The following is a 19,288-nucleotide window of genomic DNA, read 5'->3' as shown; positions in this document are numbered from 1 at the left end:
CCAGTTTCCTGGCACTCACTGCCGCTCGTCCGGTGTTCGACGGGCCGCGCTGCGGCCTGTCTGCTATTCATCCTCCGTCACTCATTAAAACAGCGATATCGCCGTGCGTCTGACCTCGATAAAACTCGCTGGCTTCAAGTCCTTCGTCGATCCCACGCATTTTCAGGTCCCCGGCCAACTGGTCGGCGTAGTCGGGCCGAATGGCTGTGGCAAGTCCAACATCATCGATGCCGTGCGCTGGGTGCTCGGCGAATCGCGCGCTTCCGAGTTGCGCGGCGAATCGATGCAGGACGTGATCTTCAACGGCTCGACGGCGCGCAAGCCCGGCAGCCGGGCGAGCGTCGAACTCATTTTCGATAACGCCGACGGCCGCGCCGCCGGCCAGTGGAGCGCCTACGGCGAAATCGCCGTGAAGCGCGTGCTCACGCGCGACGGCACCTCTAGCTACTACATCAACAATCTGCCCGCGCGCCGCCGCGACATTCAGGACATCTTCCTCGGCACCGGTCTCGGCCCGCGCGCCTACGCGATCATCGGGCAGGGCATGATCTCGCGCATCATCGAGGCGAAGCCCGAAGAACTGCGCGTGTTTCTCGAAGAAGCCGCGGGCGTGTCGAAGTACAAGGAGCGCCGCCGCGAAACCGAGAATCGTCTGCACGACACGCGCGAGAACCTGACGCGCGTCGAAGACATCATCCGCGAGCTGTCGACGAATCTCGAGAAGCTCGAAGCGCAGGCTGTCGTCGCGACGAAGTACAAGGAATTGCAGGCCGAAGGCGAAGAAAAGCAACGCCTTCTGTGGCTCTTGCGCAAGAAAGAAGCCGGCAGCGAGGCCGAGCGCCAGCAGCGCGCGATCCGCGAGGCGCAGGTCGAGCTCGAAGCGCAGACCGCGCGCCTGCGCGAAGTCGAAGCGCAACTGGAAACGCTGCGCGTCGCGCATTACAGCGCGAGCGACGCGATGCAGGGCGCGCAAGGCTCGCTCTACGAAGCCAATGCCGAAGTGAGCCGGCTCGAAGCGGAGATCCGCTTCATCGTCGAATCGCGCAATCGCGTGCAGGCGCAGATCGCCGCGCTCACCGCGCAGCGCGAGCAATGGCAGGCGCAGGCGCAAAAAGCGCACGACGAAATCGATTCCGCGACCGAAGCGCTCGCCGAAGGCGAAGAGAAAGCCGCGATCGCTCAGGAAAATGCCGCCGCGAAGCACGACGCGCTGCCCGCGCTCGAAGCCCGCTGGCGCGACGCGCAGGCGCAGCTGAACGAAGAACGCGCGGGCATCGCGCGCGCGGAACAGGCACTCAAGCTGGAAGCGGCGCACCAGCGCAACGCGGATCAGCAGCTTCAGCAATTGCAGCAGCGCCAGGAACGTCTGAAGAACGAAGCGAGCGGGCTCGATGCGCCCGACGAAGCGCAGCTCGAAGAATTGCGCATGCAGCTCGCGGAGCACGAGGAAGTGCTCGCCGAAGCGCAGGCGCGTCTTGCCGATGCGCAGGAAACCGCGCCGCGTCTCGACGCCGAACGGCGCGAAGCGCAAGAACGCGTCCAGAAGGAAAGCGCGCACATCCATCAGCTGGAAGCGCGTCTTGCCGCACTCAAGGCGTTGCAGGAAAGCGTGCAGACCGAGGGCAAGATCCAGCCGTGGCTCGACAAGCACGAGCTCGGCGCACTGCCGCGTCTGTGGAAGAAGCTGCACGTCGAGACCGGCTGGGAAGCGGCGCTCGAATCCGTGCTGCGCGAGCGTCTCGCCGCGCTGGAAGTATCGAATCTGGATTGGGTCAAGGCCTTCGCCACCGATGCGCCGCCCGCCAAGCTCGCGTTCTATTCGCCGCCCGCCGCGGGCAAGCCGGTCGAGACGCCGCAAGGCTTGCGCTCGCTGCTTTCGCTCGTGCGCATCGACGATCCGGGCCTACGCGCCGTACTGAACGAATGGCTGGCGACGACCTTCGTCGCGGATGACATCGCGCAGGCGCTCGCGTCGCGCAATCAGTTGCCGGAAGGCGCCGCGTTCGTCGTGAAGGCGGGACATATCGTCACGCGCGTGGGCGTGCAGCTTTACGCGTCGGACTCCGAGCAGTCGGGCATGCTGGCGCGTGCGCAGGAAATCGAGAACCTGACGAAGCAGGTGCGCGCGCAGGCGCTCCTTTCCGACGAAGCGAAGGCCAACGCAGTTCGCGCCGACGCCGCGCACACGCAAGGCACGCAGGCGCTCGCCGAAGCGCGCGCCGCCGCCGAACGCGCGACGCAGCGCGTGCACGCCTTGCAGATGGACGTGCTGAAGCTTGCGCAGGCGCACGAGCGCTACACGCAGCGCAACACGCAGATCGGCGAGGAACTGGAAGAAATCGCCGCGCAGGTCGACGAACAGCGCGCGCTGCGGGCCGAATCGGAAGCCGCGTTCGAGCGCCACGACGGCGAAATCGCGCAGTTGCAGGCGCGCTTCGAGGACAACCAGCTCGCGTTCGAGTCGCTCGACGAGGCACTGACGAGCGCCCGCCACGAACTGCGCGAACTGGAGCGCGCCGCGACCGACGCGAGTTTCGCCGTGCGCGGTCTGTCCTCGAAGATCGACGAATACCGGCGCAATATCGACACGGCGCAAGAGCAGAGCGAGCGCATCGCGGGCACGCTGGAAGACGCGCGCGCCGAACTCGAAACGATCAACGAGCAGACCGCGCAAACCGGTTTGCATGATGCGCTCGAAGTGCGCGCGGCACGCGAGGAATCGCTGCATGCGGCGCGCGTCGAACTGGACGATCTCACCGCGCGTTTGCGTCAGTGCGACGAACAGCGCCTGCTGGCGGAACGCTCGCTGCAGCCGTTGCGCGACAAGATCAACGAATTGCAGTTGAAGGAGCAGGCCGCGCGCATCAGCGGCGAGCAGTTCGTCGAGCAGTTGCAGGCGGCGGGCGTCGACGAAGCCGAGCTCGCGCAGAAGCTCACGCCGGACATGAAACCGTCGTATCTGCAGGGCGAAGTCACGCGCCTGAACAACGCGATCACCGCGCTCGGCCCCGTCAACATGGCCGCGCTGGAAGAACTCGCGTCGGCGACCGAGCGCAAGCACTTCCTCGACGCGCAATCGGCGGATCTGAACGGCGCGATCAACACGCTGGAAGACGCGATCCAGAAGATCGACCAGGAAACGCGCGCGCTCTTGCAAGGTACGTTCGACGAAGTGAACCGTCACTTCGGCGAACTGTTTCCGCGTCTTTTCGGCGGCGGGCAGGCGAAGCTCATCATGACCGGCGACGAAATCCTCGACGCCGGCGTGCAGGTGATGGCGCAGCCGCCCGGCAAGAAGAATTCGACGATTCACCTGCTGTCGGGCGGCGAGAAGGCGCTGACCGCCACGGCGCTCGTGTTCGCGATGTTCCAGTTGAACCCGGCGCCGTTCTGTCTGCTCGACGAGGTGGACGCGCCGCTCGACGACGCCAACACGGAGCGTTTCGCGAATCTCGTGCGCGCGATGTCGGCGAAGACGCAGTTCCTGTTCATTTCGCACAACAAGATTGCGATGGAAATGGCGCAGCAACTGATCGGCGTGACGATGCAGGAGCAGGGCGTGTCCCGCATCGTCGCGGTGGATATGGAAGCCGCGGCGGGTTTTGCGCAGAACGGCTGAAGGACTGCGCCGGATAGGAATCGAGTGAGAACCGGACGACGTTCCGGCAACGTGCGTCACGGCGCGGAGTGCGCGCATCGGCCAGACGGCGCGATGCGCGCGGCAGATCGCGCGGCGCTTCGTAACCCAAAAAGAATGATGGAGCCTGCATGGACGAGTTGACACTCGGTTTGATTGGAGCCGGAGCCGTGGTGGTGGGCGGCGTGGTTGTGTACAACGCGTGGCAGTCGGCCAAGGTGCGTCGCAAGATGCCGCGCCCGATGCCCGACGAAGCGGCCGACGCGCTCGCGCGTCAGGAAACCGACGACGAGCAGCCGTTCATCGAGCCCGTGCGCCAGTCGCGGCGCGAGCCGGTGGCGGGCGACGGCAACGCCGAGCCGCGCGAGGCGCGCGTCGAGCCAAGTTTCGGCGGCGCGAGCGCGTCGGCGGATTCGCTGGCGGAGACGCCGCCGGTCGCACCGGCCGATACCGCCGTCGATCTTCAGGCCGAGGCGACTTCGGCCAACGGCATCTCCGGAAGCGGCGAAAGCGATGAACGCGGCAGCGAGGAAGAACGCGCCGAGCCGGTGATGCCCGCCGCGACGACGATTTCGTCGGCGCCGCCGGCGATCGTCGACCGGCGCATCGACTGCGTCGTGCCGATTCGTCTCGCCGCCCCGGTCGCGGGCGATCGCGTGATTCCGCTCGCGCAGCGTCTGCGCCGCGCGGGCACGAAGCCCGTCACGATCGAAGGCAAGACGGAAGGCGATAGCGCGTGGGAACTGCCGCGCAACGGCGCGCGCTATGAAGAACTGCGCGCCGCCGCGCAACTCGCGAACCGCAGCGGCCCGCTGAACGAGCTCGAATTCTCCGAGTTCGTGACCGGCGTGCAGCGTCTCGCCGACGCCATCGACGGCGCGCCCGAATTCCCCGACATGATGGAAACCGTCGGCATGGCACGCGAGCTCGACGCGTTCGCCGCGCAGTGCGATGCGCAACTGTCGATCAACATCCTCTCCGACGGCGCGCCGTGGTCCGCGAATTACGTGCAGGCGGTGGCCTCGCAAGACGGCCTGCTGCTTTCGCGCGACGGCACGCGCTTCGTGAAGCTCGACGCGAAGCAGAACCCCGTTTTCATGCTTCAGTTCGGCGACACCAATTTCCTGCGCGACGACCTCACCTACAAGGGCGGCCAGATGATCACGCTCGTGCTCGACGTGCCCGTCGCGGACGAAGACATCCTGCCGTTCCGGCTGATGTGCGATTACGCGAAATCGCTGTCGGAGCGCATCGGTGCGCGCGTCGTCGACGATCAGCGCCGGCCGTTGCCCGAATCGGCGCTGCTCGCCATCGAAAAGCAGTTGATGACGCTCTACGCGAAGCTGGAGCAGGCGGGCATTCCGGCCGGCTCGCCCGCCACGCGTCGTCTTTTCAGTCAGTAACCGCGGCCACGCGCGCGGCTGGCTGCGCGTGTTCGCCGTCGCGAAAATCGCGCCCCGCACCGGGGCGCTTTCTTTTGCGTGGGAGCCGCCGCGTTGAGGTCGCGCTTCAGGTGGAACCTAGGCCGTTCGGCCGATGCCACGATTTACCGATCTTCTGAGACAATCGAACGACCGGTTGTCCGATTTAACTCACCCATTCGAATCGAAGCCGCATGTCCGCAAAAACAAAAGCCGAATCCGCCGCCGTCCGACAGTCGGGCGCTGCCGTGCCCAGTGCCGATCGCCCGGCCGAGCGCGCGGCATGGCTGCGTGCGGAACTGGAGCGCGCGAACTACGCGTACTACGTGCTCGACCAGCCGGACCTGCCGGACGCCGAATACGACACGCTCTTCAAGGAGCTTCAGGGCATCGAGGCGGATCATCCGGATCTGATCACGCCGGATTCGCCGACGCAGCGCGTGGGCGGCGAAGTGGCCGAGGGCTTCACGCCGGTCGTTCACGACGTGCCGATGCTCTCGCTCAACAACGGTTTCGCGGACGAAGACATCGCCGCGTTCGACAAGCGCGTGTCCGATGCGCTGGGCCATGCGGGCGTCGAATACGCGTGCGAACTCAAATTCGACGGCCTCGCAATTTCCCTGCGATACGAGGACGGCCGCTTCGTGCAGGCGGCCACGCGCGGCGACGGCGCGACCGGCGAGGACGTCACGGCGAACGTGCGCACCATCCGCTCGATTCCGCTTACGTTGAAGGGCAAGAACGTGCCGAAGCGGCTCGACGTGCGCGGCGAAGTGCTGATGTTCAAGCGCGACTTCGAGCGCCTCAACCAGCGCCAGCGCGACGCGGGCCTGCGCGAGTTCGCCAATCCGCGTAACGCGGCGGCGGGCGGCTTGCGCCAGCTCGATCCGAAAATGACGGCGCAGCGCTCGCTCTCGTTTTTCGCTTATGGCATCGGCGTGCTGGAAGGCGCGGACATGCCCGCCACGCATGCGGCGCTCCTCGACTGGTACAAGGAGATGGGCTTGCCCGTGAATGCGGAGCGGGCGGTGGTCGAAGGGGCGGACGGCTTGCTCGGCTTCTTTCACAAGGTCGGCGAGAAGCGCGAGAAGCTGCCGTACGACATCGACGGCGTCGTCTACAAGGTCGATCGCCGCGACGAGCAGGACAAGCTCGGCTTCGTCTCCCGCGCGCCGCGCTTTGCGCTCGCGCACAAATTCCCGGCGCAGGAAGCGCTGACCGAACTGCTGGCCATCGACGTGCAGGTCGGCCGCACGGGCGCGATCACGCCGGTCGCGCGGCTCGCGCCGGTGTTCGTCGGCGGTGCGACCGTCACCAACGCCACGCTGCACAACGAAGACGAAGTGCGCCGCAAGGACATCCGCATCGGCGATACGGTCACGGTGCGGCGAGCGGGCGACGTGATTCCCGAAGTCGTCGGCGCCATTCTCGAGCGGCGTCCGGCGGACGCCCGCGAGTTCGTGATGCCGACGGAGTGCCCGGTTTGCGGCTCGAAGATCGAGCGCCTGCCGGACGAAGCCATTGCGCGCTGCACGGGCGGGCTCTTTTGCCCGGCGCAGCGCAAGCAGGCGCTCTGGCACTTCGCGCAGCGCCGCGCACTCGACATCGACGGGCTCGGCGAGAAAATCATCGATCAACTGGTCGAGCAAAACCTCGTGCGCACGCCGGCCGATCTCTTCCATCTGGGCTTTTCGACGCTCGCGGCGCTCGATCGCTTCGCGGACAAATCCGCGCAAAACCTGATCGACTCGCTGGAAAAAGCCAGCAAGACGACGCTCGCGCGCTTCATTTACGCGCTCGGCATCCGGCATGTGGGCGAATCCACGGCGAAGGATCTCGCGAAGCACTTCGGCTCGCTCGATCCGATCATGTCGGCGTCGGTGGAAGAACTGCTGGAAGTGAACGATGTCGGCCCGATCGTGGCCGAAGCCATATACAACTTCTTCAGCGAAGCGCACAACCAGCATGTGATCGAGCAGTTGCGTGCGAAGGTGTCGTGGCCGGAAGGCCCGCCCGCGCCGAAAGCGCCGCAGGGCGTGCTCGCGGGCAAGACCGTCGTGCTGACGGGCACGCTGCCCACGCTCTCGCGCGAGGAAGCGAAGGAAATGCTGGAGACGGCCGGAGCGAAGGTGGCCGGATCGGTATCGAAGAAGACCGACTACGTCGTGGCGGGCGCGGAAGCGGGCAGCAAGCTCGCGAAGGCGGAAGAACTCGGTGTTCCGGTTCTCGACGAAGACGGCATGAAGAAGCTTTTGGAAGGAGTCACTCCATGATTCGCGAAATCCTGAAAATGGGCGATCCGCGCCTGTTGCGCATTGCGCAGCCGGTCGAGCATTTCGATACGCCGGAACTGCACGCGCTCGTGCAGGATATGTTCGACACGATGCGCGACGCCAACGGCGCGGGGCTCGCCGCGCCGCAGATCGGCGTCGATCTGCAGGTGGTGATCTTCGGTTTCGGTCACAACGAGCGCTATCCCGACGCGCCGTCGGTGCCGGAGACGGTGCTCATCAATCCGATCATCATGCCCAACGGGCACGACATGGAGGAGGGCTGGGAAGGATGCCTGTCCGTGCCGGGCTTGCGCGGCGCGGTGCAGCGCTTTTCGATGATCCGGTATCAGGGTTTCGATCAGTACGGCAATGCGATCGAGCGCCTCGCCGAGGGCTTTCATGCGCGCGTCGTGCAGCACGAGTGCGACCATCTGATCGGCAAGCTTTATCCGATGCGCATCACCGATTTCTCGAAATTCGGCTTCACCGAAGTGCTCTTCCCGGGACTCGATCCCGTGCGCGACGAATAAAGCCTTCGAACCGCGAACGAACAGGGCCGCTCCGCAAGGGCGGCCTTTTCTTTACGCCAGCGTTTTCGGGCTGCCGCTGATATCGGGCTGGCGGAACAATTCGACATGCTCCGGATTGGCGGATGCCTGCAAGCGTCCGTCGGGCAGGCGGGCGATGACCATTTCGCCGACGCCGGGGCTCATCACGACGACTTCGTCGCGCAGGGCGAGCAGGGCTTCGAGCCGTCGTCGGCCGCTCACGATCTCCAGACCGGTCCCTGTTTCCCGAACGATGATTTCAACTGACATGACGCTTCTCCTTCAATGCCGTTCGATGCTGCTGATCCCGCCGCCCAGCCCGTTGGCAGGCCGCGCGCAGCGCCCATCTGCCTGACAGGTGTAACGGATCGATGACTCATTTTCTTTAGCCAAAAAGCGGCCAAAAACGAAAAGGCACGATCGGGACTGCATCGTGCCAAATTGCTTGCTGAAACGTCGTTTTTTTGCGACGCAACACGCGCGTCGCGCGCGCCTCGACCGGGGCGCGTGCGAATGCTGCGACTTGCTTAGAAAGTTTCGTTCGGCGCGAGATAGCGCCACTGTCCCGGCGGCAACGCGCCGAGCGTCACCCGGCCCATGCGGATGCGCTTCAGGCCGACGACTTCCAGCCCGACCAGTTCGCACATGCGGCGGATCTGCCGCTTCTTGCCTTCGCGCAGCACGAAACGAAGCTGTTCGCCGTTCTGCCAGCTGACTTGCGCCGTCTTGAGCGGCACGCCGTCGAGTTCGAGACCGTGACGCAGGAGCGCGAGCTTGTCGGCGGGCAAGTGCCGATCGACGTCGGCCGTATGGTCGCCCAAGCGCACGCGCACGAGATACTCCTTGTCGACTTCCGAATGGCCGCCGATCAACTGCTTCGCGATTCGGCCGTCCTGCGTGAGCACTAGCAGGCCCGTCGAATCGATGTCCAGCCGGCCCGCCGGCGCGAGCGTGCGCAGATGGCCCGGCGTGAAGCGGATGCCCGAGCGGTCCTCATCCCAGTGATTGGCCGCGTTGACGAGCGTGACGGCGGGCTCGTAGCCGTCTTCCGCCTGACCCGACACGTAGCCGACCGGCTTGTGCAGGAGGATCGTAACGAGTTGCGACTGCGCGGAGTGTGCCGCCGGCAGGATTTCGATGTTCTGCGTCGGACGAATGCGCGTGCCGAGCGTGTCGATGACGACGCCGTCGACCAGCACCCAGCCTTTCTCGATCCATTCGTCGGCTTCGCGGCGCGAGCAGAGGCCGAGCTCGGACATCACTTTCGAAAGCCGCACGAGGCCGTCGTGATGGTCGCGATGCTTCGGCTCGGATTCGGCGACGGGCGCGGCGGGTTTCGCCGCGGGCTTGCGCGCTTCGTCGCGCTTGGCGAACGGGCGCTCGGAATCGTCGCGGCGCGGTTTGAACGAGCGGCGTTCGTCGCCGCCCGATGCGCGTTCGCCGCGTGCCGGGCGATCTTCGGACGATTTTCGCGGACCGCGTTCGCCAAACGATGAGCGCGAATCGTCGCCGCGCGGTTTGAACGAGCGGCGTTCGTCGCCGCCCGATGTGCGGTCTCCGAACGACTTACGCGGTCCACGCTCGCCGAAAGCGGGACGCGAATCGTCGCCACGCGGTTTGAACGCGCGACGCTCATCGCCACCCGATGCGCGTTCGCCGCGTGTCGGACGGTCTTCGAACGACTTACGCGGACCGCGCTCGCCGAAAGAAGGACGCGAATCGTCGCCACGCGGTTTGAACGAGCGGCGTTCGTCGCTGCCCGATGCGCGTTCGCCGCGAGCCGGACGGTCTTCGAACGACTTACGCGGACCGCGTTCGCCGAAAGAAGGACGCGAATCGTCACCACGCGGTTTGAACGAGCGACGCTCATCGCCGCCCGATGCGCGTTCGCCGCGAGCCGGACGGTCTTCGAACGACTTACGCGGACCACGATCGCCAAAAGAAGGACGCGAATCCTCGCCACGCGGTTTGAACGTGCGGCGCTCATCGCTGCCCGATGCGCGTTCACCGCGAGCCGGACGGTCTTCGAACGACTTACGCGGACCGCGCTCGCCGAAAGAAGGACGCGAATCGTCGCCACGCGGTTTGAACGCGCGACGCTCATCGCCGCCCGATGCGCGTTCGCCGCGAGCCGGACGGTCGCCGAACGACTTGCGCGGACCGCGCTCACCAAAAACGGGACGCGAATCTTCGCCACGCGGTTTAAACGCGCGACGCTCATCGCTGCCCGGCGCGCGTCCTTCCGCGCCCTTGCGCGGACCGGACGCGGGACGCGAATCATCGCCCCGCGATTTGAACGCGCGCGGCTCGCGCGGCGCATCGCCACGCCTTTCAGCGCCCGGCTGCCCGGCGCGCTTCGGACGCGCTTCCTCCGGCGCCGCCGGACGCGCAGGCTTGCGCCCGGTGGTGGTGCCGGATCGAACCGGCGAGCGCGTCGCCGATGTGGGACGCGGATGTTTGGCTGTCAGTTTGACGCGCATAAAGTCTCAGGCTGCGATCGCGCGCAGCAACTCGGTTTCCACCTGGATCTGGGTGCGGTTGTTCGACAGGCTTTTGCCGTCGATCAGAAACACGTCCTCGACGCGTTCGCCGAGCGTGTTGATCCGCGCGGCCTGCACGCCGATCCGGTGTTGCGCCAAAACGCGCGCGATCGAATAAAGAAGGCCCTGCCGGTCATTGGCCGACACGGACAGGATGTAATACTGGCCGCGATCGTCGGGACGAAGATCGACGCGCGGCGTGATCGGAAACGTGCGCACGAGCCGCGAGACGCGGCCCTTCGACGGCTCCGGCAAGATGCGCTCGTCGGCCAGCAACGCGGCCAGTTGCTGTTCGACGAGATTGGCGATGTCGCGATAACTCCCGTCGTGATCCGGATGGGAAACGAGGAAGTTGTCGAGCGCATAGCCGTGGCGCGTCGTCGTCACGCGCGCATCGAGCACGGACAGACCGTTTTTGTCGAAGTACGCGCAGATGCCCGCAAAGAGATCCGGGCGGTCCTTCACGTAGACGAGCACCTGCAGCGCCGCGCCGATGGGCGAGGGCCGCGCGCGCACGATCGGCTCGTCGCTCTCGACATGCCGGTAAAGCACGCGCGTCTGCCACGCGATATCGGCGGGATCGTGCCGCAGGAAATAGCCGACGTCGAGCTGGTCCCAAAGACGCTTCTGCGCATGTTCCGGCACGGTTTCGAGGCGCAGCAGCGCGAGCGCCGCTTCCTGACGCGACTTGAGCTCCGAGTGAGCGTCGGGCTGCGCGCCGCCGAGCACGGCCAGCGTCGCGCGGAACAGGTCTTCGAGCAGCTTGCCTTTCCAGTTGTTCCAGACTTTCGGGCTCGTGCCGCGAATGTCCGCGACGGTCAGGAGATAGAGCGCCGTGAGCCGCCGCTCGGTATTCACTACCGACGCGAACTGCTTGATGACTTCGGGATCGCTCGTATCCTGTTTCTGCGCGACGTGGCTCATCGTCAGATGCTGCTGCACGAGCCAGACCACGAGTTCGCTGTCTTCCTGCCCGATATCGTGCTCGCGGCAGAAGCGCCGGGCGTCGACCATGCCGAGCGTCGAATGATCGCCGCCGCGCCCTTTGGCGATGTCGTGAAACAGCGCCGCGACGTATAGCACCCACGGGCGCTCGAAGTTGCCCATCAACTGGCTGCAGAACGGGTATTCGTGCGCATGCTCCGCGATTGCGAAGCGCCGCAGGTTGCGCAGCACCATGAGGATGTGCTGATCGACGGTGTAGACGTGATAGAGATCGTGCTGCATCTGGCCGACGATGCGCCGGAAGTTCAGCAGATAGCGGCCGAGCACGCTCGTCTGGTTCATGAGCCGCAGCGCGTGCGTGATGCCTTCGGGCTGCTTCAGGATTTCCATGAACAGGCGCCGGTTCTCCGGGTCGCGCCGCCAGTCGCGGTCCATCAGATCGCGCGCGTTGTAGATCGCACGAAGGGTGCGCGCCGAAAAACCCTTCACGCCGCGCGTTTGCTCGTAAAGCAGGAACGATTCGAGAATAGCGTGGGGCTCGCGCTCGAAAACGTCGTCGCGGGCGATTTCGAGCATGCCCTGTTTCTCGACGAAACGCCCGGAAATCACGCGCGTGATGCCGCTCGTCGACGGGAAAAGCTGCGCCTCGACGTTCTGGATCAGGATGGTCGCGAGCTGCGTGACCGCCTTCGCCGCCCAGTAGTAACGGCGCATGAGCTGCTCGCTCGCGCGCTTGGCCGTCGTGGCCTCGAAACCGAAGCTTTCGGCGAGCGGCGTCTGCAAATCGAAGACAAGAATGTCCTGGCGACGCTTCGCGATCACGTGCAGCCGCGCGCGCAGCGCCTTCAGGAAACCCTCGTTGCGGCGCAGTTCGCGCGCTTCGCGATCGGTGATCAGCCCGCACGTGTCCAGTTCGCGCCAGTTGCTGCCGAAGCCCGCCCCGCGCGCGATCCACAGGATCAGTTGCAGATCGCGCAGCCCGCCGGGGCTTTCCTTGATGTTGGGTTCGAGGCTGTAGGGCGTGTCCTGAAACTTCGCGTGCCGCTGGCGCATTTCCAGCACTTTCGCCTGGAAGAACGCGCGCGGATCGAGCGTTTCGCGATAACGCGCGCCGAAGCGCTGGAACAGTTGCGTATCGCCGCAGATGCGCCGCGCTTCGAGCAGCGAGGTCTGCACGGTGATGTCGTTGCCCGCTTCCGCGATGCACTGTTCGACCGAGCGCACGCTGCTGCCGATATCGAGCCCCAGATCCCACGCCATGCCGATGAAGCGCTCGACGCGGCCGTTGAGCTCCGCGTCGTCGTGTTGCGGCGAGGCGTCGGGCAGAAGCACCAGAATGTCGACGTCGGAATAGGGTGCAAGCTCGCCGCGTCCGAAGCCGCCGACCGCGACGAGCGTGGCGCGCTCGGGCATGTCGCAGGCGGCCCAGGCGCCCTTGAGGGCGTCGTCGGTGGCGTGCGCGAGCGCGTGCATCATCGGCTCGACGTTCGATGCCGCCTGAAAGCGATCGATGAGCGCCGCCTTCGCCGCCTTGTAGGCGGCGCGCAGCGTTTCACAGGGCGTGGCGACGGCGGCAGTGCTGCTCATGGATCGGACGGGAAGGCGAGAGAAGAGAGACGCGCCGGCCACCGTGGCCGTCGCGCGGACGAACGCGGTATCAGGCGGTGGCCGCGATCAGTTGCGACGGCGCCTGTGTGCCCGCCGAGACGGTCAGCACTTCGTAGCCGGTCGGCGTGACGAGCACCGTGTGCTCCCATTGCGCCGAGAGGCTGCGGTCGCGCGTCTTGACGGTCCACTGGTCGGGCATGGTGCGAATTTCGCGGCGGCCGGCGTTGATCATCGGTTCGACGGTGAAGATCATGCCCGCCTGCAATTCGATGCCCGTACCTGGACGCCCATAATGCAGCACTTGCGGCTCTTCGTGGAACACCTGGCCGATGCCGTGGCCGCAGTATTCGCGCACCACGCTGTAGCCTTGCGATTCCGCGTGCTTCTGAATTGCCGCGCCGATATCGCCCAGATGCGCGCCGGGGCGCACCTGATCGATGCCGAGCCACATGCAGTCGAAGGTGGTCTGCACGAGGCGCTTGGCGAGAATCGAGCCTTCGCCGACGATGAACATGCGGCTCGTGTCGCCGAAATATCCGTTCTTGATGACGGTGATGTCGATGTTGAGCGCGTCGCCGTTCTTGAGCACCTTCTCGCCCGGAATGCCGTGACAGATCACGTCGTTCACGGAAATGCAGGTTGCCTTGGGATACGGCGGATAGCCGGGCGGCTGATAATTCAGCGGCGCGGGAACGGTGCCCTGTTCCTTCACCATATATTCGTGACAGAGTCGATCGAGCTCCTCGGTCGTCACGCCGGGAACGATGCGCGGCGTGATGAAATCGAGCACTTCGCTGGCGAGCCGGCAGGCGACGCGCATCTGCGCGATATCGTGATCGTTTTTCAGCGTAATGGACATGACTTGGCTCGGAAATGCGTATAGGCGGCAGTGAGCCGCGAAAGCGGCATTATCGCACCTTAAGAAATGCGCCGCACCCGGATAGTTTCAGCCGCGGCGCGGCGGCGGGCGCGTTGCCGGCGCTCGGAACGCCGTTCGCTCCGACCGGGCGGCTTGAGCCGGACAATCGTCACATGCTATACTTGCTGGCTGAGTCGCAATCCATATTGCCGTCACGATGTCACGAGACAATCAGGGCGCAATCGGCGAATGCGACTTAGATTCAGCGGCTTAGTTAGTCGATACGCAAGCCGGCGCACCCAGGGTGTTCCACGCTCATATTGTAGAAGCGCGGAATGCGGCAGCCGGCTTAAGACCCAACCCTCGCGGAGAATTTCATGGCAGTCACGATGCGTCAAATGCTGGAAGCGGGTGTCCACTTCGGTCACCAAACGCGCTTCTGGAACCCCAAGATGGCCCCGTATATCTTCGGTCATCGCAACAAGATTCACATCATCAACCTCGAAAAGACGCTGCCGCTCTACAACGACGCGCTGAAGTACGTGCGCCAGTTGGCAGCGAACCGCGGCACGATTCTTTTCGTCGGCACGAAGCGTCAGTCGCGCGACACGATCGCTCAGGAAGCAGCGCGCGCAGGCATGCCGTTCGTCAACGCCCGCTGGCTCGGCGGCATGATGACCAACTTCAAGACGCTGAAGGTTTCGATCAAGCGCCTGAAGGACATGGAAGCGGCGCTGGAATCGGGTGAAACCGAGCGCATGAGCAAGAAGGAAGCGCTCCTGTTCGAACGCGAAATGGTCAAGCTGCAAAAGTCGATCGGCGGCGTGAAGGACATGGGCGGCATTCCGGACGCGATGTTCGTCATCGACGTCGGCTACCACAAGATTGCTGTCACCGAAGCGAAGAAGCTCGGCATTCCGGTCATCGCCGTGGTCGATACGAACCACTCGCCGGAAGGCATCGACTACGTCATCCCGGGTAACGACGACGCGTCGAAGGCCGTCGCGCTGTACGCCGAAGGCGTGGCCGACGCGATCCTCGAAGGCCGCGCGAACGCGGTGAACGACGTGGTCCAGGCCGTGCGCAACGGCGAAGGCGACGAGTTCGTCGAGGTCAACGAGCAGGCGTAATCGAGCCCTGCGGCCGACAAAAAAGGGGGCTTTGCGAAAGGCCCCTTTTTTTTAGCCAGCGCGATGTTTCGCGATCGTTGAAACCAATTCCTGCTGCCGGCGCTCGAAGCCGCGGCACGTATCAAACAGACTCAAGGAGCGAATGATGGCGGCAATTACCGCAAGCATGGTGGCAGAACTGCGCGCGAAGACCGACGCGCCGATGATGGAATGCAAAAAGGCGCTGACGGAAGCCGACGGCGACATGGCGCGCGCGGAAGAACTGCTGCGCGTGAAGCTCGGCAACAAGGCGAGCAAGGCGGCATCGCGCGTGACGGCCGAAGGCATCGTCACGGCGCACGTCGAAGGCGGCGTGGGCGCGCTCGTCGAACTGAACTGCGAAACCGACTTCGTTGCGAAGAACGACGACTTCCTGGCATTCGGCAAGACGATCGCCGAACTGGTCGCCAAGAACAATCCGGCCGACATCGCGGCGCTGTCGGCGCTGCCGCTGGAAAGCTCGACGGTCGACGCAGTGCGTCTCGCGCTGGTCGGCAAGATCGGTGAAAACCTGTCGATCCGCCGTTTCGTGCGCTTCGAGACCGCCAACAAGGTCGCGGCATACCTGCACGGCACGCGCATCGGCGTGCTGGTCGAGTTCACGGGCGCGGACGAGCAAGTCGGCAAGGACGTGGCCATGCACGTCGCCGCGATGAAGCCGGTTTCGCTGTCGTCGGACGAAGTGCCGGCGGACCTGATCGCCAAGGAGCGCAGCATCGCCGAGCAGAAGGCAGCCGAGTCGGGCAAGCCGGCCGAGATCGTCGCGAAGATGGTCGACGGCTCGATCCAGAAGTATCTGAAGGAAGTCTCGCTGCTGAACCAGCCGTTCGTGAAGAACGACAAGCAGACGATCGAGCAGATGCTGAAGGCGGCGAACGCGTCGGTGCAGAAGTTCGCGCTGTTCGTGGTCGGCGAGGGCATCGAGAAGAAGCAGGACGATTTCGCAGCTGAAGTCGCGGCGCAAGTCGCGGCGGCCAAGCAGTCGTAAGCATCACCCCAAGGCTCCCTTGAGGCGCGTGCGCTGTGAAAAGCGCGGCCACGCGTCGAGCCTGCAGTCCTGCGGCGGATTGTCCCGCCGCAAGAATTCGGCGATCCGGTTCGCACACGAGAGCGGGCGCGGCTGGGCAGGGGTAAACCCTGATCCTCCGCGCCCGCCGCCCGATCCGGCGCGCTTGCGGTAACTAATGTTTCACCCCTACAGTTCTACGTTGTTGCAACCCTCCTCGGCGCGATCGGAACCTCATATGCCCACAGCCTACAAACGCGTACTCCTCAAGCTCTCCGGCGAAGCCCTGATGGGCGACGATGCTTTCGGCATCAATCGCGCAACGATCGAAAGGATGGTGGCGGATATCGCGGAGGTGGTGCGGATCGGAACGCAACTGGCCGTCGTGATCGGCGGCGGCAACATCTTCCGCGGCGTGGCGGGTGGCGCGGCCGGCATGGACCGCGCGACTGCCGACTACATGGGCATGCTCGCCACGATGATGAACGCGCTCGCCTTGCAGGACGCGATGCGTCACGCGGGCATCGAAGCGCGCGTCCAGTCGGCGCTGCGCATGGACCAGGTGGTCGAGCCGTACATTCGCCCGCGCGCGATCCGTCAGCTGGAAGAGGGCAAGGTGGTGATTTTCGCGGCCGGTACGGGCAACCCGTTCTTCACGACGGATACGGCAGCCGCCTTGCGCGGCTCGGAAGTCGGCGCCGAAGTCGTGTTGAAGGCGACGAAGGTCGATGGCGTATACTCCGCCGACCCGAAGAAGGATCCGAGCGCGACGCGCTACAGCACGATCAGCTTCGACGAGGCGATCGGCCGCAACCTGCAGGTCATGGACGCCACCGCGTTCGCACTGTGCCGCGACCAGAAGCTGCCGATTCGCGTGTTCTCGATCACGAAGCCGGGCGCGTTGAGGCGCATCGTGCAGGGCGACGACGAAGGGACGCTCGTCCACGTGTAAACTCTCGCGGTATCGGGCGCTCCGCGGCACGGCAAAAGCCGCGCGGGATGCGCCGCGTTTCGCCGGTAAAACCAGGTTTGGAGGTTGAAAATGAGTGTGGCTGACATTAAAAAGGGTGTCGACCAGAAGATGCAGCGGTCGATCGAAGCGTTCAAGGCCGATCTCGCCAAGATTCGCACGGGGCGTGCGCATACGGGCCTGCTCGACCATATCCAGGTCGACTACTACGGCTCGAACGTGCCCATCTCGCAAGTCGCGAACATGACGCTCGTCGACGCGCGCACGATCGGCGTGCAGCCGTGGGAAAAGAAGATGGTGCCGGTCGTCGAAAAGGCGATCCGCGAGTCCGATCTCGGCCTGAATCCGGCCACGCAAGGCGATCTGATCCGCGTGCCGATGCCCGCGCTGACCGAAGAGCGCCGCCGCGAGCTCACGAAGGTCGTGAAGAGCGAAGGCGAAACCGCGAAAGTCGCCGTGCGCAACCTGCGCCGCGACGCGAACGACGCCCTCAAGAAGCTCGTGAAGGACAAGGAAATTTCGGAAGACGACGAGCGCCGTTCGAGCGACGAAGTGCAGAAGCTCACGGACAAGTTCGTCGCGGAAATCGACAAGCTCGTTCAGACGAAAGAAGCCGAAATCATGACGGTGTGAGGCCGTAGAGACGGTTTCGCCAGCTTCGGGCGCGCATTCGCCCGGGCTGGCTCTCACTCCTTCCGATTCCAAGATTCACCGGCCATGACCTATACCAGCTCTACCGTTACCGTGCCCGATGTCGCGGCTGTCCCGCGTCACGTCGCGATCATCATGGACGGCAATGGCCGTTGGGCGACGCAACGGCGCTTGCCGCGCGTCGCCGGTCACACGCGCGGCGTCGACGCGGTTCGCGCGACCGTCGAAAGCTGCGCGCGCCGCGGCGTCGAATTCGTCACGCTGTTCGCGTTCAGTTCCGAGAACTGGCGCCGTCCGACCGACGAAGTGTCGTTCCTGATGCGCCTTTTCGTCACCGCGCTCGAACGCGAGATCGGCAAGCTGCACGCCAACGGCATCCGCTTGCGCGTCGTCGGCGACATTTCCATGTTCGACGACAAGATCCGCGCGCTGATCCAGCGCGCCGAGACCAAGACCGCGCGCAACACCCGCCTCACGCTGACCATCGCCGCCAACTACGGCGGGCGCTGGGACATCATGCAGGCCGCGAAGAAGCTCATCGCGCAATCGCTCGAAACGGGCGTGGCCGCGCGCGTGGACGACGAATCCTTCGCCGAGCATCTCGCGATGGCCTACGCGCCGGAGCCGGATCTTTTCATCCGCACGGGCGGCGAGCAGCGCATCAGCAACTTCCTGCTGTGGCAGCTCGCGTACACCGAATTCTATTTCACCGATACCTACTGGCCGGATTTCGACGCCGACGCGCTGGACCGCGCGATCGCATCGTACGGCGACCGTGAGCGCCGCTTCGGGCGCACGAGCGCGCAGCTCGCTTCCCAATCGCAGAAGGCCGACACCCTTTCATGCTAAGAACCCGTGTCATCACGGCAATCGTCCTGCTCGCGGTAGTCGTGCCGATCACGCTGTTCGCGCCGATCGGCGCGTTCGGCGCGCTGATCGGCTTCGTCGTGGTGTTCGCGGCATGGGAATGGGGCCGGCTCCTCAAGCTGAACGGCGCGGGACCGGTGGCCTACGCGGTTGTCGCGGGACTGGCGCTCGTCCTGAGCGCGTTCCTCGGCATCAAATCCACGCCGCTGTACGAGATGGCTGCGATCTTCTGGGTGCTCGCCGGTCCGTATGCGCTGCTGCGCAAGCCGACGCTGGCCGCCCACGCGTGGCGCGCCTTCCTGCTTTTCGCGGGTATTGTCGTGTTTCTGGCCTGCTGGCACGCGGTCGTCGACGCGCGCACGCGCGGCGTGGCGTTCGTGCTATCGCTTCTGCTAGTAGTCTGGCTGGCTGATATAGGCGCATACTTCGCCGGAAAAGCGCTCGGCCGCCACAAGCTCGCTCCGTCGATCAGCCCCGGCAAGACCTGGGAGGGCGCCGTCGGCGGGTGGCTCGCGGTCATCGTCATCGGCGCGCTCGCCGCCGGCACCGGTTTTTATGCGCCCACCGTTTTCACGGCCTTCGTCGAGCATCTCGGCTGGGATCGCTCATTCGTCGCGCTTTCCGTGCTGGTCGCGTTCAGCGTGGTCGGCGATCTGTTCGAGTCGCTGCTGAAGCGCCAGGCCGGCGTCAAGGATTCGAGCGGCCTGCTGCCGGGTCATGGCGGCGTCCTCGACCGCATCGACGCATTGTTGCCCGTATTGCCGATTGCCTTGCTCATGCTCGGCTGACCGGCT

Annotated in this window: 14 protein-coding genes; 10 read left to right on the top strand and 4 right to left on the bottom strand. The window is 65.0% G+C overall.

The features are described 5' to 3' along the window. Positions 1–103: 103 nt before the first annotated feature. The 4 genes from smc (at position 104) to def (ending at position 7,861) form a co-directional block, all read left to right on the top strand. On the top strand, positions 104–3,619 hold the full coding sequence (gene smc / locus LY284_RS06550; protein WP_014191118.1) for a chromosome segregation protein SMC: 3,516 nt from the start codon (positions 104–106) through the stop codon (positions 3,617–3,619). A 149-nt stretch (positions 3,620–3,768) separates the two neighbouring features. After that, the gene (locus tag LY284_RS06545) at positions 3,769–5,040 is read left to right on the top strand and encodes a cell division protein ZipA C-terminal FtsZ-binding domain-containing protein (protein WP_014191119.1); all 1,272 of its coding nucleotides are present in this window, start codon (positions 3,769–3,771) and stop codon (positions 5,038–5,040) included. 212 nt (positions 5,041–5,252) lie between these two features. After that, a complete protein-coding gene (gene ligA, locus LY284_RS06540) occupies positions 5,253–7,331 on the top strand; it encodes an NAD-dependent DNA ligase LigA (protein ID WP_014191120.1) in 2,079 nt (692 codons plus the stop codon). Continuing rightward, positions 7,328–7,861: a peptide deformylase gene (def, locus tag LY284_RS06535; RefSeq protein WP_014191121.1), complete on the top strand. Its 534-nt coding sequence runs from the start codon at positions 7,328–7,330 to the stop codon at positions 7,859–7,861. Before ligA ends, def begins: the two co-directional genes overlap by 4 nt. Positions 7,862–7,912: 51 nt before the next feature. Here def and LY284_RS06530 read toward each other — a convergent pair whose 3' ends face one another. The 4 genes from LY284_RS06530 to map all read right to left on the bottom strand — a co-directional run bounded on the left by LY284_RS06530 (position 7,913) and on the right by map (position 13,831). Continuing rightward, the gene (locus LY284_RS06530; RefSeq protein WP_041730314.1) at positions 7,913–8,149 is read right to left on the bottom strand and encodes a hypothetical protein; all 237 of its coding nucleotides are present in this window, start codon (positions 8,147–8,149) and stop codon (positions 7,913–7,915) included. Between the two features lie 257 nt (positions 8,150–8,406). Further along, complete coding sequence (locus LY284_RS06525; protein ID WP_014191122.1) at positions 8,407–10,359, bottom strand: pseudouridine synthase; 1,953 nt, start codon at positions 10,357–10,359, stop codon at positions 8,407–8,409. Between the two features lie 6 nt (positions 10,360–10,365). Then, positions 10,366–12,951 carry a [protein-PII] uridylyltransferase gene (locus LY284_RS06520; protein WP_014191123.1) on the bottom strand — a complete coding sequence of 862 codons (2,586 nt, stop codon included), beginning with the start codon at positions 12,949–12,951 and terminating at the stop codon, positions 10,366–10,368. A gap of 70 nt (positions 12,952–13,021) precedes the next feature. After that, on the bottom strand, positions 13,022–13,831 hold the full coding sequence (gene map / locus LY284_RS06515) for a type I methionyl aminopeptidase (RefSeq protein WP_014191124.1): 810 nt from the start codon (positions 13,829–13,831) through the stop codon (positions 13,022–13,024). A gap of 377 nt (positions 13,832–14,208) precedes the next feature. On the opposite strand from map, the gene rpsB reads away from it, so the two are divergent. The 6 genes from rpsB to LY284_RS06485 all read left to right on the top strand — a co-directional run bounded on the left by rpsB (position 14,209) and on the right by LY284_RS06485 (position 19,282). Next, a complete protein-coding gene (rpsB, locus tag LY284_RS06510) occupies positions 14,209–14,961 on the top strand; it encodes a 30S ribosomal protein S2 (protein WP_014191125.1) in 753 nt (250 codons plus the stop codon). 145 nt (positions 14,962–15,106) lie between these two features. Further along, positions 15,107–15,988, top strand: a complete 882-nt coding sequence (gene tsf, locus LY284_RS06505) for a translation elongation factor Ts (RefSeq protein ID WP_014191126.1) — start codon at positions 15,107–15,109, stop codon at positions 15,986–15,988. Between the two features lie 256 nt (positions 15,989–16,244). Next, the gene (pyrH, locus tag LY284_RS06500; RefSeq protein ID WP_014191127.1) at positions 16,245–16,958 is read left to right on the top strand and encodes a UMP kinase; all 714 of its coding nucleotides are present in this window, start codon (positions 16,245–16,247) and stop codon (positions 16,956–16,958) included. A 90-nt stretch (positions 16,959–17,048) separates the two neighbouring features. Continuing rightward, positions 17,049–17,609: a ribosome recycling factor gene (gene frr / locus LY284_RS06495; RefSeq protein WP_014191128.1), complete on the top strand. Its 561-nt coding sequence runs from the start codon at positions 17,049–17,051 to the stop codon at positions 17,607–17,609. A gap of 84 nt (positions 17,610–17,693) precedes the next feature. Beyond that, on the top strand, positions 17,694–18,476 hold the full coding sequence (gene uppS, locus LY284_RS06490) for a polyprenyl diphosphate synthase (protein WP_014191129.1): 783 nt from the start codon (positions 17,694–17,696) through the stop codon (positions 18,474–18,476). Next, positions 18,470–19,282 (top strand): phosphatidate cytidylyltransferase, encoded by an 813-nt coding sequence (locus tag LY284_RS06485; RefSeq protein ID WP_014191130.1) that lies wholly within the window; start codon positions 18,470–18,472, stop codon positions 19,280–19,282. The genes uppS and LY284_RS06485 overlap by 7 nt, the downstream gene beginning before the upstream one ends. Positions 19,283–19,288 lie beyond the last annotated feature (6 nt).

Source organism: Caballeronia sp. PC1, assembly GCF_021353155.1.
GTDB lineage: Bacteria > Pseudomonadota > Gammaproteobacteria > Burkholderiales > Burkholderiaceae > Caballeronia > Caballeronia cordobensis.
The sequence above is the reverse complement of the archived record's forward strand: the minus strand, read 5'-3'. Positions and strand labels throughout refer to the sequence as shown.